This is a genomic window from Alicyclobacillus cycloheptanicus, assembly GCF_028751525.1.
GTDB lineage: Bacteria > Bacillota > Bacilli > Alicyclobacillales > Alicyclobacillaceae > Alicyclobacillus_L > Alicyclobacillus_L cycloheptanicus.
Window position 1 is genome coordinate 3,012,741 of sequence record NZ_CP067097.1, and the last position, 18,790, is coordinate 3,031,530.

The window sequence follows — 18,790 nt, forward strand, 5'->3', positions numbered from 1 at the left end:
AATGAAAGAGATACAAAGAGAAGCGGCCCGCGAAGAGGAACGTGGACTGACCCTTCAGGATGCGAAAGCTGCGCTGGTGCAGTTGGGAAAACGGCGTGGTTCGTTGACTTATACTGAAATCGTCAATCGACTCGGCGCTTTCGACCTCGATCCGGACCAGTTGGATGAGTTCTTTGATCACCTGTCCGAGCAGGGGGTGGACGTGATCAACGAACGCGACGATGAAGAAGATGAGGACGATGAGAGCCAGGAGCGCGACCAGGAAGAGGAGCGCTTTGATCTGAATGACCTGACCATGCCGCCCGGTGTCAAAATCAGCGACCCGGTTCGGATGTACCTGAAGGAGATTGGCCGTGTTCCTTTGCTCTCCGCTGCAGAGGAGATTGAGCTTGCCAAGCGGATTGAAGAAGGAGACGAAGAAGCCAAGCGGCGGCTCGCGGAAGCCAACCTTCGCCTGGTGGTCAGCATCGCAAAGCGGTACGTTGGCCGTGGGATGCTGTTCTTGGATTTGATTCAGGAAGGTAATTTGGGGCTCATCAAAGCCGTGGAGAAGTTTGATTACCGGAAGGGTTACAAGTTCAGCACGTATGCAACCTGGTGGATTCGGCAGGCCATCACACGGGCGATTGCCGACCAGGCGAGAACGATTCGGATTCCTGTGCATATGGTTGAAACCATCAACAAGCTGATTCGCATCTCGCGTCAGCTGCTTCAGGAATTGGGACGTGAGCCGACCGCCGAGGAAATTGCTGCGGAGATGGACATGACACCGGAAAAGGTGCGCGAAATCCAGAAGATCGCTCAGGAGCCCGTTTCGTTGGAAACGCCGATTGGTGAAGAGGATGACTCGCACTTAGGGGACTTTATCCCTGACGATGAGGCGCCTGCGCCGGCGGACGCTGCAGCGTACGAGCTGCTGAAGGAACAATTGGAAGACGTTCTGGACACCCTCACAGAACGGGAAGAGAACGTCCTGCGCTTGCGGTTCGGACTGGATGACGGCAGAACGCGGACGTTGGAGGAAGTAGGCAAGGTCTTTGGCGTGACGCGGGAACGCATCCGCCAAATCGAGGCCAAAGCGTTGCGCAAACTCCGGCATCCAAGCAGGAGCAAGCGGTTGAAGGACTTCCTCGAATAAGCGATCAGGGTTTGCTGCGGCCGCCTTCGGGCGGCCTTTTCGCGTTCGTGGGGGCTTGTTTCAAGTGAAACACGCTTTCGGTGGAAACACTGCTGTGCTTTGCTCTGCAAGCGTTTTCTGTTGGCGTCCTGTTCCGTGTATAATGGAGACTGTGACAAGGGAGGGGAAACATCGTGGATTTCGAACTGACCAGGGAACAAAAAATGATTCGGGACACCGTCCGGGAATTTGCAGAGGCTGAAATCGCACCGAACGCGGCCGAATGGGACCGGACCGAGGCGTTTCCGCTGGAGACCTTCCGCAAGATGGGGGAGCTGGGCTTCTTGGGCATTCCTTTCCCCGAAGAGTATGGCGGATCAGGCGGGGACATGGTGAGTTACTGCCTGGCGGTGGAGGAAATTGGCCGTGCGTGCGGCGGAACTGGACTCAGTTTTGAGGCGCATGTTTCATTGGCCTGCACACCCATCTATCTCTACGGCACAGAAGAGCAGAAAAAGAAGTATCTCGTGCCGCTGGCGAGAGGAGAGTCGCTGGGTTCGTTTGGACTGACTGAACCGGGGGCCGGTTCGGATGCCGGGGGAACCAAAACGACGGCCGCCCTCGATGGAGACGAATGGGTCATCAACGGCACGAAAATTTTTAACACCAACGGCGGCGTGGCGTCCACGGTCGTGTTGACCGCCGTCACCGACAAGGAGAACCGCGGAATCAGCGCGTTCATCGTGCCCACCAATGTGCCAGGGTTCAGCGTCAGCAAAGCGTACGAAAAGCTGGGGATGCGCGCGTCCAACACGGTCGAACTCATCCTGGAGGATGTCCGCGTTCCGAAGGAAAACCTGCTTGGCCCGCTCAATGCCGGGTTCAAACAGTTTTTGTCGACACTCGACGGCGGCCGCGTGGCCATTTCCGGACTTGCCATCGGCATCGCGCGCGCTGCGTTTGAAACAGCTTTAGCGTACGCCAAGACGCGTGTCCAGTTTGGCCAGTCCATCTCCAAATTCCAGGCCATTCAGCACAAACTGGCGGACATGGCGATGCACATCGAATTGGCGCGGAACGCCATGCTGAAAGCAGCTTGGCTGTGCGACCAGGGTAAGCCATTTTCACTGGAGGCGTCGTATTCGAAGCTGTTCTCTTCCGAGATGTGCACCCGGACCTGTGAGCAAGCCGTTCAGATTCTCGGCGGCTACGGGTATATGCGGGAGTACTCGGTCGAACGAAATTACCGGGACGCCAAGCTGATTGAAATCGGCGAAGGAACCTCCGAAGTGCAGCGTCTCGTGATTGCCCGTCATCTCGGTTGTTAGTTGCGGGGGCAGAGGGGGGCACCCGGCGCTCGCCCAGTGCCTCCTCAAACGGAAGTTGCAGTAAGCGAACCTGCGAAATCGATGATTCTAAAACAAGCCCCTCGTCGTAGAGTAGTACAGGGACGGTCACTGCAGGAAAGTGACCGATTGCGGCTGAAGTGACGGGGGGCCACACTTTGTCTGTGATCTACTTCATTTGCGCCGGAAGCGCATGTGTTGTGCTGCTTGCCTTTGGTTTTCTGCGAGCCGCCGCTTATGGCATTCGCCGGCAGGGACGCAGGGAGCGGCCGCTGCCAGCGGACACGGGCATTGTGCTCGGGGCGTATACCGACGGGTACCGCCCCAGCGACCCGTTGGTCGCCAGGCTTCGTGCGGCCCTGCACCTGTATCGGCATGGCTATGTACGCGTACTCATCGTCAGCGGCGGCCGCGGAGAAGACGAAACGGTCGCGGAGTCCAGCTCGATGAAGCGGTTCCTCATTTTAAACGGCGTACCGCCGGAAGTCATCCTCGAAGATCGCCGCTCCAGGGATACGTGGGAGAACCTGCGCAACAGCATGTCTCTGATGCAGACGTACCATCTGAAGACGGCCGTGATTATCACCAGCGACTACCACTTGCCGCGGGCCCTCGCCGTGGCACGGCAGCTTGGCATGAACGCCACCGGCTACGCTGCCTGGTCGACGCAGCGTGAACTGCGTACCGCCTACCGTGAGGTTCTGGCCAGAATCAAGTATACTGTGACTGGGCAAGCAGCCATTTGAGCCGTACACAACCCTGCTTGCGGACAGCGGACGAAAGAACCATTGGCCGGACCATTCCGGCCGTGTCGAGGTGGGCATTTGTCAATTTCACTCTCACATCGGCTGCAGGCCATCGCGGATGTCATTCCCCCAGGGTCGGTCGTTGTCGACGTCGGGACCGACCACGCCTTGCTGCCGATTTACCTGATTCAATCGGGCGTGGCTGCACGGGTCATCGCGACCGACATTGCCGACGGTCCTGCCGACGTGGCCAGGAGAAATGTGGAAGCGCACGGACTGTCCGAGCGTATTTCTGTGCGCTGCGGGGACGGGCTTGCGACGGTTGGACCGGGTGAAGCACAGACCATCGTCATCGCCGGCATGGGCGGCGCGACCATCCGCGACATTCTGGCTGGCACACCATCCGTCGTGGGCGCGGCGCGGCGCATCATTGTGCAGCCCATGAATCTCGCCCAGCACGCCCGCGCCTATTTCTTTACGCACGGCTTTCGCCTTGTGACAGAGTGCGCACTGACGGACGGTGGCAAATACTACGAAATCATCGCAGCCGAACCAGGCGAGCCAGTGGAGTATGAGGGCTATCATGCCGATCGCGTCGCACTGGAGATGGCTTGGATGTTTGGCCCGCAGTTGCTAAGGTCTCCGAATGCGTCCGTGCGGGCGCATGTGGCAGATACAGTGCAGCGCTGGGGGGAACGATACGAACGAATGAAAGCGAGCCGTCGACCGGCGGTCACGCAGCAGGCGGAGGCCCTGTTGGCCCGCAGGGCCTGGCTGGAAGGCTGGCTGCACAATGTGGGGGATCCAATCACGGCAAGCCGCGAGGCCACAGGAGGGACGGAGTGTGGCAACAACCATACAGGATGTCATTGATGTCATGGAACAGTTTGCGCCGCCCAGTTTGGCGTTTCCGAACGATCCGGTGGGACTGCAGGTGGGGCGCACCGACCGACCGGTGCGGCGCGTCTGGCTGGCGCTCGATGCGTCCTGCGCCGTGATCGAACAAGCGGCCGCGGCGCAGGCGGACCTGCTCATCACGCACCACGAGCTGTTTTACAGGCCGCTGCCAAAACTCGATACCTCGACTTGGCGGGGGCGGGCCATCGCGACGGCGATTTTGCACGACCTCACCATTTATGCAGCGCACACGAACCTCGATGTGACCGAGGGCGGCGTGAACGACGTGCTGGCAGAACGGCTGGGTCTGAAGGATGTCGAGATTCTCGACCGGATGAAGAACGAACAGCTGCGCAAACTGGTCGTCTTTGTGCCGACGACCCACGCCGAAGCCGTTCGGGACGCAGTGTGCAGCGCAGGCGCGGGCCACATTGGTCAGTACAGCCACTGCACCTTCAACACGCCGGGGACCGGGACGTTTCTGCCGCTCGCGGGGACGCAGCCGTACATCGGCCAGGTTGGTTCCATCACGGCGACCGATGAGGTGCGTATTGAAACGGTGGTGCCGGCATCGCAGACGGAGCGCGTGATTCGCGCGATGCTCGAGGCACACCCCTACGAGGAAGTCGCGTATGACCTGTATCCGCTGGAAATCATGGGCCGGCCCTACGGCATCGGCCGCGTGGGGAATCTGCCCGCTCCGACCTCGTTAGGGGTGTTTGCCGACCAAGTCCGTCAGTCCCTGGGACTCACGCACATTCGCTTCGGCGGAAACCCGGACCTGTTGGTGGAGCGCGTGGCGGTGCTGGGCGGATCCGGCGGTCGATGGGTCGCTAAGGCGATTGAGCAGGGGGCACAGGTGCTGGTCACGTCGGACTGTGACCACCATGTGGTGGCAGAAGCATGGGAAGAAGGGCTCGCCGTGATCGACGCGACGCACGCTGCCCTCGAGCGGCCGGTGTTGGAACGGGTGAAAAGCGTGATCGACCAAGCGTTTGGCCACAGCCTGCAGGTCACCATCGCGGACGTGCACGAAGACCCGTTTCATTGGATATAAATCCATTGCTTCTACATCCGTCGTATTTACATCCATCGCGGACGGTGAAACGTGCGAGGAAACATTTGCACTTGAGATGAAGCCAGCCCGCGCGTATACTGAAGTGCGTCGACTCAAACGGGGAGTTAGCTGGGCAACCGCCGGTGCAAGGCCGAAAGGCTGCACGGGAGGAAAGTCGGAGCTCCACAGGGCAGGATGCCGGATAACGTCCGGCGGGAGCAATCCTAGGGAAAGTGCCACAGAAATGGAGACCGCCGATGGCGGCGCCTTGCGCCGCACAGGCAAGGATGCAACGGTGCGGTAAGAGCGCACCAGCAGGCTGGAGACAGCCTGGCTAGGTAAACCCCATCCGGAGCAAGACCGGGTAGGAGTGCACATGCGGTGGCCCGCCGCGCACTCGGGTAGGTCGCTTGAACCGGCTGGCAACAGTCGGTCTAGATAGATGGTTGCCGCTCCAACGTGCGAGGCGCCTCAAACGCCGTTTGCAGCACAGGAGTACAGGACTCCGCTTACAGGCTAGCTTCCCGTAGCCTAGAACCCGTAAGGCTTTCAGCCTTGCGGGTTTCGACTTATTTGCACTTTTTCCCGAAAAGCCTTCCATGATACGAACTTTTCGATGCAACTTTCTACCACGGACCTCGGGGTCATTGTCCCAAAAGAGGACAGGTTATGCAAGGTTGTTATAGGCTCCAAACAGGGGGGTTATGCGAAGGATACAAGGCTACAAAATTTCGGTGCTGTAATTTTGGACTTTTTCGGACACCACCTGCTACTCTCCTTTTAGACAACAGAGCCGAAGGGAGAGGATAAACGGTGGCGAGGCGAAATCCGAACGCAAACTTTTTTCAGCAATCTGTGCAGCAGTTCGGACATTGCGACCCCCAACCCGTTGAGAAGCTCAGCGTGGCGGAGGCGATTAAACTGGCAAAAAGCCACTGGCAAGGCCAGAATGTGTCTGTAGAGACCTACGTTTCATATAGCAGTCATCTCAAGGAGTTCTCCATTTGGGCTCATGAAAATCTGCGGCCATGCCTCATTTCAGAAATGAACGGCTGGTACACAGCGAAATATCGGGAGTACCTCTGCACTCGCCAAAGCATGCGAGGTGGCAAACTTTCAGGGACGACTATTCAGCATCATCTGGATACGCTTTCCTCGTTCTTTCGGGTCATGGTTCTGTTCAGACAAATGGAAAACAATCCACTTGACTATATCGAGGGGCCCAACAGTCGGCATAATAGGTTGCTGTCGGTGCCAAAGAGACCTTGCCCGTTGACTGTGGACGTCGCAAATCAACTGCTGTCATTGAAGTACGATTATCGCCTGGGATTGCGTGATCGGGTCATGCTACACTTCTTGATCCTCTTTGCACCACGTACTTCCGAATTGGCTGAACTGACCTGGATGGATTTAGAGTGGAACAAGATCACGATAGAACGGAAGAAAAAGAACGAGCCTGGGACGTTTGTGGTGCCAACGTATCTGTTTCAGTGGCTACAGGAGATGAGGGAAAAGTACGGCGCAAAAGCGGATGACCCGATTTTCCCAAGCCAGGGCGGCAAACGAGGCTTGTCGGCTAGGGGGATTCGTCAGGTGATCAAACGTCTCGGTGAGAGGGTCGGCATCAATCTTTGCCCTAAGGATTTCCGGACTCTGTTGATGTCAGAGTTGAGCCGTACGGAGGATGGGAAACTGGTACAGATGTTCGTCGGGCACTTGGGTGAACAAACGTCGAAGAAGTTTTATGTTAAGAGGGCACGGTCAGAAGTACAGCATACACTTGATGTTTGGAAAGAGGCTATCCTGTCTGGAGTAAATCTCACGGATGGTTTTGAGGAAGACGAAGCTGCTTGATTTGGAGGAACCGGCCGACCGTAAGTAGGCCGGTTTACATACGGTTTGTTTTCTTTCAAAGACGTTGACCAGTCGCCCTTGGTTCATACGTGGTGAATGTATACTGACAGAGTAGTCTTCCTATAAGGGCGAAGGGACGCCAGATAAGTTATGAATGAGTACCAATCCTTCTGCGGTACAACGGAACTTAAGTCGAAGCCCTGGCCGTGGCGACATTGGCTAAGTATTTGATCTACAGCTCCCACCAATCACCCCTGGCCGGATGAGTGGGCGGGATAAGCGAGTCGACACAGGATGTGGCGAAGCGTGAGCTCGAGGCATAGGAGGCACTGTTTCAGGCAATGGAAGTTGGGTTAAACGAACTGGCTCACATTGGGTCGAGCTCACCCTCACGAGGCGCAATGAGGCAGCAGTCGCTTTGTACCGGAAAATGGGTTTCGACATTGAAGGTATGCATGTGAGACGTTGATTTGGTTCTCGATGGGCACTGTCTGATGAGTAGCTGATAGCAAGTTGATCTGAGACGCCTTTGTGAGAGATTCCAAGGTTGCCCCCCCCCCCCGTCTCCGCAGCCCTTCTTATAGGGAGTGTCCTAGCAGGAGACTGAGTTTCATGCCACGAAGGCAAAGATAAAAGATCCAAACGTGTGACACAGTGAAGAAGGGGCTACTAATCGTGAACGACGAGCACGAACGCTGGAACAAGAAATACGCTAATCGAGGTCCAAACTTATTTCAACCGGAGGAATTCCTTGTCCAGCGCACGCATCTGCTGCGTCCGGGGACAGTTCTCGACGTTGCTTGTGGAGACGGCAGACATGCAATATTCCTGGCTCGGACTGGGTTTTCTGTAACAGGAGTTGATTTTTCGGAGCAGGGTCTAAGACGTCTCGAAACCTTCTCAGCGAACGAAGGATTGCACGTGAAGACTCATCATCGTGACTTGAACGTACAAGGCACACTGACTGACCTGGGATCGTTCAAAAATGTCATTGTCCTGCATTTCAAGCCCGAATTACATACCTTCAACGAAATGGTAAGCGTCCTTCGACCTGACGGTATTTTGCTTATGACCTCCTTCAACACGAGGCAACATGATGAAAAAGGATTCGGCAAGGATTTTTGCTATACCGAAAGGGAATACGTTGATGTGAATGAATCCCTTGAACTGATGGAATACATTTCATATGAGGACGAACGTGGCTATTTCGACGGATACGTTTTTCGCAAGAAATAGAGCCCTATAGGTGCTGAAGTGAACTTCATTTTTACCGCCATTTGCGGTCAAACCGATTCCGTTCGAGCGTTTCCGAACACTGCGATTGGTAACGTCACTGATAGCGGGGAAGACTTTGCTTATGTATGCTTGGGACAGACGTTTTCTCCTAGTAAAATGGATATAGGAGCATTCCTGTAATGAAGTAATTCCGGGTTTGAGGCAAAGAAAACCTCCTGATAGTGTTGAGTTGGCACAGCAACACGAATCGGGAGGTCGTACGACAACATGAGTATATCGCAAAACCGTAAGATTCGCCGCATCACAGATTCAACCTTGGTCGTCGGTGCAGACATTGCCAAGAAAATACATGTGGCACGTGCGAGCAATGCGCGCGGTATTGAGCTTGGCAGGCCTCTGTCCTTTGACAATACCAGACGCGGCATGGAAAAGCTTCTTGCGTGGATGCGCACGCTCATGGCCGATCACGGCTGTGACAATGTGGTGTTCGGCGTCGAGCCCACCGGACACTATTGGATGAATCTAGCTCAATTTCTTCGCCAACACGGGATTGACGTCGTTCTGGTCAATCCCCTGCACGTGAAAAAGAGCAAAGAGCTGGACGACAATAATCCGACGAAGAATGACCACAAGGATGCCCGCGTCATCTCGCAGTTGGTCAAAGACGGACGCTACTCCGTACCCAACATCCCCAAGGATATCTACGCTGAGCTGCGCGTGGGGATGAACCAACGAGAGCGTCTAATCGAAGACCTCAAGCGAGTGCAGGGCCGTATCCACAACTGGCTCGACCGGTTCTTTCCGGAGTTTACGGAGGTATTTCGGGACTGGGAGGGTAAAGCAGCGCTGGTGTGTCTGCACGAGTGCCCTTGCCCACAGGACATTCAGGCTAAAGCAGCAGAAGACATTGTCCACATGTGGAGGGAACATGGCATTTCGCGGGGCGTTGGCAAAAAACGGGCCACATACCTTGTGGAAATGGCCTCCCAATCGGTTGGGTTAACCGAAGGACTGCAGATGGCACGCCAGGAGTTGAAGATGCTGCTTGACCAATATGACTTGTTGCAGGAGCAGTTAAGCGATCTGCTGGAGCAAATCGAGCGTTTGCTGGACCGAATTTCGGGAGCCGCTCAGATGCTCAGTGTACCTGGCGTGGGCGTCGTCACCGTGGCAGGATTCCTGGCCGAAGTGGAGGAACTGTCCGCCTACGAACACTGGCGACAGGTTCAAAAACTTGCCGGGTTCAATCTCAAGGAGAACAGTTCCGGCAAACACAAAGGTCAGACAAAGATCACAAAACGCGGACGGCCAAGATTACGCGCGTTGCTGTACCGCTGCGTGCTGATTCTGGTGGCAAAGAATCCACAGTTTCAGGCGCTGCACCAGTATTACACCACGCGTGTGGATAACCCGCTGCGGCCCATGTCGTCGCTGATTGCCCTGTGTTGTAAGCTGATTCGCATCTTGTTCACTCTCGGGCGTAAGCAAGTCCCATACGACCCTGAAAAGGCAATGGGACCCGTTCGCTCGGCTCAGCTGTTTGCTGCGTAACAAGGAATCGAAACTCGCTCAACCGTACGCAAGGGCTGCAATAGACAAACGAAGCACGGAGAAGCCGGTACGATACATTCCATTCGGGCCATGACCCTGCATAGGAGCTTAACTGGCCTCCACCCTTCGACAGGCTGAACGATGGAATGCAAAGGGCCGAAGTCAGGACCCTGTGAGACATGGGAGGGTACGCCGCGAAGGTGTTTGTGGAGATCCACGGTGCGACCAAATTTTTGAAAACGGGGAGTTATCCCCTATAGGGGACGCACAAACCATGTCCCGAAGATTCCCACTACGGGGAGTCTGACATCATTCGCCCGCTGAGTCAAATGCAAAATGCTACGAATGAGCGAGAAAACGAGAGATAACAAAAGATCATTGAGGGAGGCGAGCGAGATGGATGAAGTACGTTACCCACTTGGAAAGTTTGTACCGATACAGGAGGTATCCGACGAGCAACGGAAAGCTTGGATCAAGGACATTGTTGACGCACCCTCCAAACTCAATCAGGCTGTGGAAAGCTTGTTGCCCGAGCAACTTGACACACCGTATCGGGAGGGCGGTTGGACCGTACGTCAAATTGTTCACCATTTAGCGGAAAACGACGTGCTCGTGTATACCCGATTCAAGCATGCGTTGACTGAAGAGAATCCACAGATCCTGCCTGCCATGGAGAATTTGTGGGCGGAGTTACCGGATCAAAGCGCGCCGGTAAGTTCGTCGTTGCGATTATTTGAATTGATCCATGAACGCTGGGCTGCATTACTCAATGGCATGTCCACTGAAGACTTCTCTCGTACGTTTGTCCATCCGGCAAGTGGGGTTTGGAGTTTGGATAAAGCGCTGGGTGTATATTCATGGCATGACAGGCACCATACGGCTCAAATCAAGGCTTTTCGAGAACGAATGGGATGGTAGAAGGTTTGGCCGAAGACTTGCGAGAAGAAAGAGATACCACCGAATTACAAGCCTTGGCCAAGAGTGTTGGATGGAAAATCACCACGGATCAGGCTGGGTCACTTCTTGCGCCTAAGGGCACTGTGCTCGGATATCGGCACGACGGACAACTGATTGCGAGTGCCGGCCTTTATACATATGGAAGTGAGTTGGCGTCCCTGGGCGTTGTTATCTTCCTAGCTTATCAGCGGAAAGGACTCGGCAAGCGGATTGTCATGAGGTGCCTGATAGAAGCGGAACGGATCCATTCACCGGTCACACTTGTGACAACAGAACAGGGGTTTCTGCTGTATGAGTCACTTGGGTTCCGCACCGTCGGATATGTTCATCGCTTCGAGGCAGATTCTGCTTTTCGTGGTAAGATGAAAACTCTAGGCAAAACGTGTCGATGCTTGAAAAGAGTGACTTGTTAGACATGATCCATCTCGACGAAACCTCATTTGGAGCAAATAGACACGGGGTCTATGAAGCGTTGTTCCGATACCTACATGCAGGTGCAGTGCTGCGTGACGAATCTGGCAATGTGACAGGCTTTGCGCTGTCCGTGGAGGAGGGGCAACCTGCTTGTTATTGGATCTGTGATTGCACAAAACGGGGAGGCGGCCATCGACCTAGCTCGAAGCCTGTATTCCGATTGGAAGGGGCGAGTGTGGATCGATGTTCCGAATGAACAAACCTCCTCCATGGGCCGGCTGTCGTGTTCCGGCTTTAGCGAAGTGGTGGTGTCTCTGTGATGGTTCTGCGTACAACCGGTTTGCCCGGCGGACGTAACTGCTTGTTTGGAATTGTAGATCCCGTGTTTGGGTGAGGGGCGGCAAATCGGTACGGTTACACTCCCCTGTTCGGCTGGTATACTAGGTATAAGCTCAAGATGATGGAGGTTACACCCAATGTCCCTGCGCAATCTGCACGTTCGTTTTCAACTTGCAGCAACGTCGCAGGGGACAGGTATGCCCATTTTCCGGTGTGAGACATAGCCGGAGGGCATAGCCGAACAGATTTGCGGTTCGATCCCCGACCGTGGCAGGAAACATTCTGTTGCGGTCTTTTTTGTGTTCAGAAAGGAGAATACGATGATCCGTTTGCTGATGAATAACCGCCGTTTGCGAATGTTTCTCCTGGGCTCCACTTTGTCGACTCTGGGCAGCGCAATGAGTACCGTTGCCTTGCCTTTATACGTGTTGGCCCATTTTCATAGCTCTCTACTACTCGGCGTGGTCTTCGTAGCCAGAGAACTCCCTGGCATCGTATTAGCCCTGTGGGCGGGAGGTTTAGTTGATCGGCTTGGCGCATGGAAGTCAACCATCGTCGCACTTGCGGTTTGCGGTGTGGGGATCGGGGCGATCCCGATGGTAGGCTTCAGTTTTGTACTGACTGTGGTCTCCAGTGCGGTGCTCGGCATTGGCCTGACCCTGTTGTCACCCACGGTCTCCATATATATCCCCGCCTTAGTTTCGGATGAAGCATTGGAGTCTGCCAACGGAGCGTTCCAGTCCACATTTATGGAGGGCAATTTGGTTGGGACGGCGCTAGGCGGCTGGATTGTTGAGAGAGGCCAATACGGTTTGGGATTCTATGCGGACGCCATGACCTACTTTTTAGCCATTGGAACGGTGCTGCTTGTCGGGCCGGTTCGGCCCAACTTGGTTGCGGTTCAAGCCTCCGAACAGCGCATCATCAACTCCTTTCGCCGAATGGTCGTCGAAATCCTGAGAAACAAAGCCTTCACACAGATGTTAGTGGTCGATGGGGGAATGTACTTTGCGATGGGTGCCATCAATGTAGCACTTCCGCTATACACGGCGCACACGCTCCGTTTGCCTTGGTTGTATAGTCCAATACTCATGACAACCGGGGTGGGTGAACTGCTTGCCGGGCTGATGTCTTCCTCGGTTCCGAAATTAGTTCATGAAGGGCAGGAAGGGAAGTGGTACGTTGGAATGGCCAGTCTCGTCGGCATGAGTTACATTCTTATGGTCCTGTTTCCATCCGTTACAACAGTATTTGTCGCCAGTTTCATCGGCAGTATCATAACCGGATTGCTCTATGTGATATATGCAAGTACGATGCAGCGGACAATTCCTGCGGAAGCGATGGGGAAATTTCAGACTGTGATGTCCGGCTTAAGCTCTGCGTTCACTGGTGGAGGGAGTGTAGTGGCTGGGGTACTCAGTTCCGGGCTTTGGGGATTCGGGATCTCGGCATGCGTACTGTGGATATGTGCCGTGGTAAGCATGGTTTTGGTGAGGGCGTAGGACCATCGGTGTATGGTGGCTCAAGTTGAACAATGCTATGTTGATGCAAACAAGAGTTCGTTGAAGAGAGGACGCACCTATGAACAGTACACAGTTGTTGCGTTCCAACCGAAACTATCGAAACCTCTGGCTGGCTTCGGTAGGGAGTCAGTTCGGTAACTGGTTCAACGAGGTCGCACTTGCACAGGTCACACTCACGCTAACGCATTTACCAGCGGCAATGGGATTTGTGCTACTCTGTCGGTCACTGCCTTTCGTAATTTTGGGACCTCTTGCCGGTCCATTCGTGGACAGATTCCCGAAGAAACGAACCCTCATGATGTCTGACTTCGTACGTACATTCTTTGCTCTGGCGTTGATTTTATCTGTTCTGTTTCATGCAAGTTGGATTCTGTATGTAGATTCCGCATTGCTTGGCATCTCAGGTGTCCTGTTTGGCCCAGCACGCAGTGCAGCAATCCCCCTCGTCGTTTCCAAAGATGATTTGGCGGCTGCCAATGGACTCGAATCCCAAGCCAGTGGGTTGATCCAGGTCATTGGTGCAGCAGCAGGCGGAGTCGTAGCGTGTATTCCGCATAATAAAAGTGAGAAGACCGCAGCGTAAAATTGCAGAGCTAGCCTGCGTTTTGCGAGGCAGAAAGTGAATAGGCACTTGCAACACCACTCTACTAATTCTACCCTTGGGGTTGCCTAGAACCTGAGGGAGATGAGAGAGGATGCTGAAAGTGCCACAGCAACAGTATATCTAGTTTCTCTACGAGCATGAGGACTATTCAATCTCGGAAATCGCCAAGGCCATGGGAATCAATTGGCGGACAGCCAACTAGGGGAGATAAGTGTTTGAGCGCCACTTCGAGAGTGCGAAGAATCGGTTTGGGCATAGCAAAGGATTGGTGTCTTGTCCGTGGTTATACCAGGAATTGATTGCAGAGGACATTGCAAGAAGCTATAACGTCCATCTCCCTGCAGGAAATTCGAAATGGTACAATGATAAAAAGCTGAGGACGGTGATTCAAATGCTGTGGTCGGAGGTACGAAGGATTTTCCCTGATCAGTTCGTGCTTGTCGAAGACCTGAAGTCGAGAATTGAAGACGGAAAACTGTTTGTAGAGGAAGTATCTTTGATTCGCCCCCTGAGGGATTCGAAGGAAACTTTGGACGCACTGAAAGAGTCAAAAGGCAAGCGGTTCATTTATCATACGTCAAACGAGAACATAATTATGAATGTAGTGGTGAAGCCCATGGTCCGGGCCGTAAAGCCATGAAGATGAAGATTGTCAACGGGATCTTGATCGCTTCCCTTACAATCACGCATAAGGAGAATACCAAGGTTTTACACGACATGATTGTCGATACCGGGTCAGCGCATACGTGGGTAAACCTTGACGCTGTAGAAAACAACCTAGACGTTGCCCCAGAGGACGGCGACCAGATCGTAACTGCCTTTGGTATCGGTGGCCGGGACATAGCCAATCGCAAGCGCATCGACAGATTGGAATTTGGAACCTTTAGCGTGACGGACTTCCAGGTGGATTTTGGACGGCTTGATGATGACATCAGTGGATTGATCGGACTAGACTTGCTCATGGCTGGGAATTTCGTGCTTGATCTATCGAGACTTGAGATGCATCAAGCTCACACTTAACGTGTTGGCTGAACCGGCATTGTGTGCATTTCCAGGTGGGGTGGGGCGGCTTTTGAACGGAACAGCCAGGACAGTCGGAATCTTGAATGTCCGGGTCCAACTGTTTCACTCGAGGTAATCGTGAGGGACGGCCGGATGGCTTTCGGAATGCGATCGACACGAACCTGACAGGATACTTCCTCGTGGCCCGTGGGATTGCACCGATGATGGTAGAGCAGGGTCACGGGAAGATCATCAACATCAGCATGAACTACGAAACTATGCGTCGAAGAGGATTTGTGCAATACGGATACGGTCCGTCTCGTGCCGGGGTCGAGTCGCCGTCGTACATCATGGCGGATCCGATTGTCTTCCTGGCGTCGGACGGGATCACGGGCGAGCGGATTGTGGCCACGGAGTTTGCTGAGTGGTGCGCAGGCAGGGTTGGTGGCGAAAGCTGACATTCTGTCGACACGACGTGACCGTTGTTCCTGTATCGTGATTTTCGTCCACACAGGACCGTTTTTCGTTCTAAACCGACCGTTTTCATGTGTATCCCATACATGCAATTTTTTCCCTTTCTCAGAACGCTGCACAAACACCGTACGATCCCGCTTATCTCCGTTTAGGACGTCTAAGATCCATCAAGACCAACTGAACACCGAAATGGCGGATTTGCACCAGCGAGGATTTCGGCTCGCGACGCACGGCAACGGCGACCGCGCGATTGGATCGATTTTGGATGCCTACGCACACTGTCTCCAGGTGGCCCCGCGCAAGGACCACCGCCACCGCATTGAACACGTGCAAACCGCAACCGTCGAAGACTTGCATCGCATGCAGGAACTGGGTGTGGCCGCGTCCTTTTTTATCAACCATGTCTACTATTGGGGCGACCGGCACCGCAGACTGTTTCTTGGGCCAGAGCGAGCCAGTCGGATCAATCCGCTTCGGGATGCGGTTGAGCGCAAAATCTTGTTTACACTGCATTCCGATTGTCCAATTACGCCGATTTCTCCTTTGTTTTCGGTATGGGCGGCAGTCAATCGCGTGACGCGTGACGGCGAAGTGTTGGGCGCACCGCAGCGCATTGACGTGGAACGTGCGCTGAAGGCCATGACCATCGACGGGGCTCGATTGAATTTTGACGAACAGCACGCGGGCAGTATCGAGGCGGGAAAGCGTGCAGATTTTGTGGTACTGGGCGCAGATCCGACGAAGGTTCACCCACTCGAAATCAGGACGATTCCGATTCAATCGACATGGATCGAAGGACGCGTCGTGTTTGGTCCGGGCGTGTGACGTTGGGTCGACGAAATCCACTGGAAGGGCGGCGTTTGAGGTGGCTTCGCGCCAAATTCTCAGTTTTGTCATCGGACTGGGTGTGCCTTTTGTGTCCATCCTAGGTGTCCTGCCGTTCACCGGCTCATTGCACACGAGTGTCTTGGGTTTTCCTTTTATATATTTTTGGATTTTTCTGTGGTTTCCCCTAACGTCGGTTTGCCTGTGGATATCTTGGTACGCTTTTGACCGCCACAGGTATCAAGAGGACGTCGTTCGAGAAGAGGAGCTGGACTAATGGCGGCGGTCGTCTTTGGTCTCATTATGCTGTTCTCGCTGGTCTTGGCGGTGTTGGCGCGACGTGGACATCGTGTGATGAATATCGATCAATATCTGGTTGGCGGCCGCTCGTTCAGTGGTTTTCTCCTGTTCTTTCTGGCAGTCGGGGAAATCTACAGCATTGGCACGATGATTGGATTTCCCGGCGGCATTTACGCGGATGGGGCGTCGTATGGAATCTGGTTCTTGGGTTATATCTTGCTCGCGTATCCTGTTGGATACTTTCTTGCTCCGCTCATCTGGCGGGCCGGACACCGATACAAGGCCAACACCGTACCGGACCTGTTCAAGGGGCATTATTCACATCGGGGACTGGAGCTGGTTGTCACCATCTCTTCCATTATCTTCGCCATTCCTTGGGCACAATTGCAGTTTTCCGGCCTCGAAGTTGCGATGAGTGCGCTCGGGTTCCACTGGTCTCCGGCAACCACCGTCATCATCTCCAGTTGCATTGCATTCCTCTATATTGCGGTGTCAGGGGTGAAGGCGCCGGCGTTCATTTCGATTCTGAAGGATGTTGCGATGTTGTTTGCCATTGTCATTGTGGGCTTTGCGGTCTTACTTGCCATCCACGGGATTCCCCATTTGTTCGCTGTCGCCAGAATGCGAGGGGATTCTGTGGACGTGGTGAAGCGTTCCGACATGGTGTTTGCACTCAGCACAATCTTCTTCCAGTCCCTCGGCTTTTACCTGAACGCGGCACCGATGATCTTCACCGCGCGATCGGAAGCGACGGTGAAGAAAACACAGACATTCATGCCACTTTACATGATGATGTATCCGTTTCTCGTGATGGCCTCCTATTTTGCTCTGATTGTGATGCCGCATTTGCATCAGCCCGACAACGCGTTCATGGCGGTGGTTGTGCGTCTGATGCCATCCTGGCTGATTGGTGTCGTGGCGGCCGGTGCTGCGCTGTCAGGAATCTTGGTGCTGGCTGTGTACTGTTTGGGACTGGCCGCACAGGTTTCGCGCAATCTGATGCCGAACGTCCCCGAACGGGCGCAGACGAACTGGGTTCGAATGATTGTGGTTGCGTATCTCTTGCTCTCCATGGGTCTCACCCTGCTAGCGCCGACACTGATGTTGACGCTGATTAACACGGCATATTACGGCTTCACGCAGCTCTTTCCGGGATTTCTTGCCATGTTTTTCTTCCGTCGGTTAACGCCAGTGGGGATCGCCGCAGGCATCATTGTCGGAGATATATCGGTCCTCGCGCTCTATGTGACCCACGCCAATCTATTCAACATCAACATTGGCTTAATTGCGCTGGTGATCAATTTTGTCGTAACGCTTGTGGTCAGTGCGGTCACCCGCAGCGCTGTGCCGACGTGGAAGCCGGTCGCGCATGTTCCGGAACGGGTAGAGACAGGCGTGTAACCCGAGCATTCCATCGAATTATAAAATAAAGGAATGGAGCACCACTCATGCTGTGGCAGGGCATCATTAATGATTACGCTGTAATGTTGGACTTCATGGGGGGCGCACATGAATTGATGTCGTTGAAGTTTGACGATCCTCTGGGCCTGCGTGATCGAGTCATGCTTCACTTTTTGATATGGTTTGCACCACGGACTTCGGAATTGACCGAACTCACGTTGTTTTTTGCAAGTCTTACGACCTCTTTGCAGCATGGTGTGGCTGGGGACTAGGAAGTACACTGGATGCAGAGGTGATAGTCATGGAGACATGGATCTGCACAACCTGCGGAACACAGTATCCAGAGAGTGAAACTTCCCCCGCATATTGCCCCATCTGCGAGGATGAGCGGCAGTACATTGGGCCCGGCGGGCAAAGATGGACGACGTTAGAAGAGATGAAGGCAAGCGGATACCGGAATGCTTATTACGAGCACGAACCAAACCTGTTGGGGATCGAAACGGTCCCCGAATTTGCGATCGGCCAGCATGCCAAACTCATTCGCACGCCGTACGGGAACATTCTATGGGACTGCATCTCTTACATTGACGACGTAACGGTAGACTTGATTCGGGGAATCGGCGGCATTCAAGCCATCGCCATTTCACACCCTCACTTCTACTCTTCCATGGTGGAGTGGGCAGAACGATTCGATGCACGCATCTATCTTCATGTTCGTGACACACAGTGGGTGATGCGTCCGAGCGAACGAATCGAGTTTTGGAATGGTACGCAAGTTGAGTTGAACCCGCAGGTAACATTGGTTCACGTGGGGGGGCATTTTGCCGGATCGACCGTGCTACTCTGGAAGTCCGGTGCGAATGGCAAAGGGGTTCTGCTGACAGGCGACACGATTTCGGTGTCGGCAGATCGCCGCTGGGTGTCGTTTATGTATAGTTTCCCGAATCGGATCCCGTTGTCTGCCACAATCATGGGAAGGATTCGCAGCAATCTGGAGCCGCTCTCTTTTGACCGACTCTATGGAACACAGTTTGATACAGTGATTGAAACCGATGCGAAAGGTTCAGTCATGCGGTCAGTGGATCGTTATCTAGAGGCACTGAACCGAACGGAAGAACGCTGAGACGCCGGTGTTCAGCATCTGACC

General features: G+C 54.2%; 20 protein-coding genes and 1 other RNA gene. All 21 read left to right on the forward strand.

What is annotated here, in order from left to right; all coding sequences use genetic code 11:
* The first annotated feature begins 1 nt into the window (after nt 1).
* Complete coding sequence (gene rpoD / locus JI721_RS13895; protein ID WP_274455462.1) at nt 2–1,138, forward strand: RNA polymerase sigma factor RpoD; 1,137 nt, start codon at nt 2–4, stop codon at nt 1,136–1,138.
* Between the two features lie 173 nt (nt 1,139–1,311).
* Nucleotides 1,312–2,445: an acyl-CoA dehydrogenase gene (locus tag JI721_RS13900; protein ID WP_274455463.1), complete on the forward strand. Its 1,134-nt coding sequence runs from the start codon at nt 1,312–1,314 to the stop codon at nt 2,443–2,445.
* Between the two features lie 182 nt (nt 2,446–2,627).
* Nucleotides 2,628–3,209, forward strand: a complete 582-nt coding sequence (locus tag JI721_RS13905; protein ID WP_274457875.1) for a YdcF family protein — start codon at nt 2,628–2,630, stop codon at nt 3,207–3,209.
* 78 nt (nt 3,210–3,287) lie between these two features.
* Nucleotides 3,288–4,082 (forward strand): tRNA (adenine(22)-N(1))-methyltransferase, encoded by a 795-nt coding sequence (locus JI721_RS13910; protein ID WP_274455464.1) that lies wholly within the window; start codon nt 3,288–3,290, stop codon nt 4,080–4,082.
* On the forward strand, nt 4,054–5,163 hold the full coding sequence (locus JI721_RS13915; protein ID WP_274455465.1) for a Nif3-like dinuclear metal center hexameric protein: 1,110 nt from the start codon (nt 4,054–4,056) through the stop codon (nt 5,161–5,163). Before JI721_RS13910 ends, JI721_RS13915 begins: the two co-directional genes overlap by 29 nt.
* A 121-nt stretch (nt 5,164–5,284) precedes the next feature.
* Nucleotides 5,285–5,691, forward strand: an RNA gene (rnpB, locus tag JI721_RS13920) — RNase P RNA component class A.
* Between the two features lie 285 nt (nt 5,692–5,976).
* Nucleotides 5,977–7,017: a tyrosine-type recombinase/integrase gene (locus JI721_RS13925; protein WP_274455466.1), complete on the forward strand. Its 1,041-nt coding sequence runs from the start codon at nt 5,977–5,979 to the stop codon at nt 7,015–7,017.
* 675 nt (nt 7,018–7,692) lie between these two features.
* Entirely contained in the window at nt 7,693–8,253 is a 561-nt protein-coding gene (locus JI721_RS13930; protein WP_274455467.1) for a class I SAM-dependent methyltransferase, read from the forward strand.
* A 267-nt stretch (nt 8,254–8,520) separates the two neighbouring features.
* A complete protein-coding gene (locus JI721_RS13935) occupies nt 8,521–9,804 on the forward strand; it encodes an IS110 family RNA-guided transposase (RefSeq protein ID WP_274454631.1) in 1,284 nt (427 codons plus the stop codon).
* 396 nt (nt 9,805–10,200) lie between these two features.
* Nucleotides 10,201–10,722, forward strand: a complete 522-nt coding sequence (locus tag JI721_RS13940) for a YfiT family bacillithiol transferase (RefSeq protein ID WP_274455468.1) — start codon at nt 10,201–10,203, stop codon at nt 10,720–10,722.
* Nucleotides 10,723–10,727: 5 nt separating this feature from the next.
* Nucleotides 10,728–11,174, forward strand: a complete 447-nt coding sequence (locus tag JI721_RS13945) for a GNAT family N-acetyltransferase (protein WP_274455469.1) — start codon at nt 10,728–10,730, stop codon at nt 11,172–11,174.
* A gap of 165 nt (nt 11,175–11,339) precedes the next feature.
* A complete protein-coding gene (locus tag JI721_RS17325; protein WP_407654030.1) occupies nt 11,340–11,495 on the forward strand; it encodes a GNAT family N-acetyltransferase in 156 nt (51 codons plus the stop codon).
* Nucleotides 11,496–11,834: 339 nt separating this feature from the next.
* Nucleotides 11,835–13,016, forward strand: coding sequence for an MFS transporter (locus JI721_RS13950; RefSeq protein ID WP_274455470.1), 1,182 nt, complete (start codon nt 11,835–11,837; stop codon nt 13,014–13,016).
* A 79-nt stretch (nt 13,017–13,095) separates the two neighbouring features.
* Entirely contained in the window at nt 13,096–13,620 is a 525-nt protein-coding gene (locus tag JI721_RS13955; RefSeq protein WP_274455471.1) for an MFS transporter, read from the forward strand.
* Nucleotides 13,621–13,936: 316 nt separating this feature from the next.
* Complete coding sequence (locus JI721_RS13960; RefSeq protein WP_274455472.1) at nt 13,937–14,281, forward strand: hypothetical protein; 345 nt, start codon at nt 13,937–13,939, stop codon at nt 14,279–14,281.
* Nucleotides 14,278–14,661, forward strand: coding sequence for a retropepsin-like aspartic protease (locus JI721_RS13965; protein WP_274455473.1), 384 nt, complete (start codon nt 14,278–14,280; stop codon nt 14,659–14,661). The genes JI721_RS13960 and JI721_RS13965 overlap by 4 nt, the downstream gene beginning before the upstream one ends.
* Before the next feature lie 182 nt (nt 14,662–14,843).
* Nucleotides 14,844–15,101, forward strand: coding sequence for an SDR family oxidoreductase (locus JI721_RS13970; RefSeq protein WP_274455474.1), 258 nt, complete (start codon nt 14,844–14,846; stop codon nt 15,099–15,101).
* 205 nt (nt 15,102–15,306) lie between these two features.
* On the forward strand, nt 15,307–15,942 hold the full coding sequence (locus JI721_RS13975) for an amidohydrolase (RefSeq protein ID WP_274455475.1): 636 nt from the start codon (nt 15,307–15,309) through the stop codon (nt 15,940–15,942).
* A 91-nt stretch (nt 15,943–16,033) separates the two neighbouring features.
* The gene (locus JI721_RS13980; protein WP_274457877.1) at nt 16,034–16,219 is read left to right on the forward strand and encodes a DUF3311 domain-containing protein; all 186 of its coding nucleotides are present in this window, start codon (nt 16,034–16,036) and stop codon (nt 16,217–16,219) included.
* A complete protein-coding gene (locus tag JI721_RS13985; RefSeq protein WP_274455476.1) occupies nt 16,219–17,643 on the forward strand; it encodes a sodium:solute symporter family protein in 1,425 nt (474 codons plus the stop codon). The genes JI721_RS13980 and JI721_RS13985 overlap by 1 nt, the downstream gene beginning before the upstream one ends.
* Nucleotides 17,644–17,944: 301 nt before the next feature.
* Nucleotides 17,945–18,766, forward strand: coding sequence for an MBL fold metallo-hydrolase (locus JI721_RS13990; protein ID WP_274455477.1), 822 nt, complete (start codon nt 17,945–17,947; stop codon nt 18,764–18,766).
* Nucleotides 18,767–18,790: the final 24 nt, after the last annotated feature.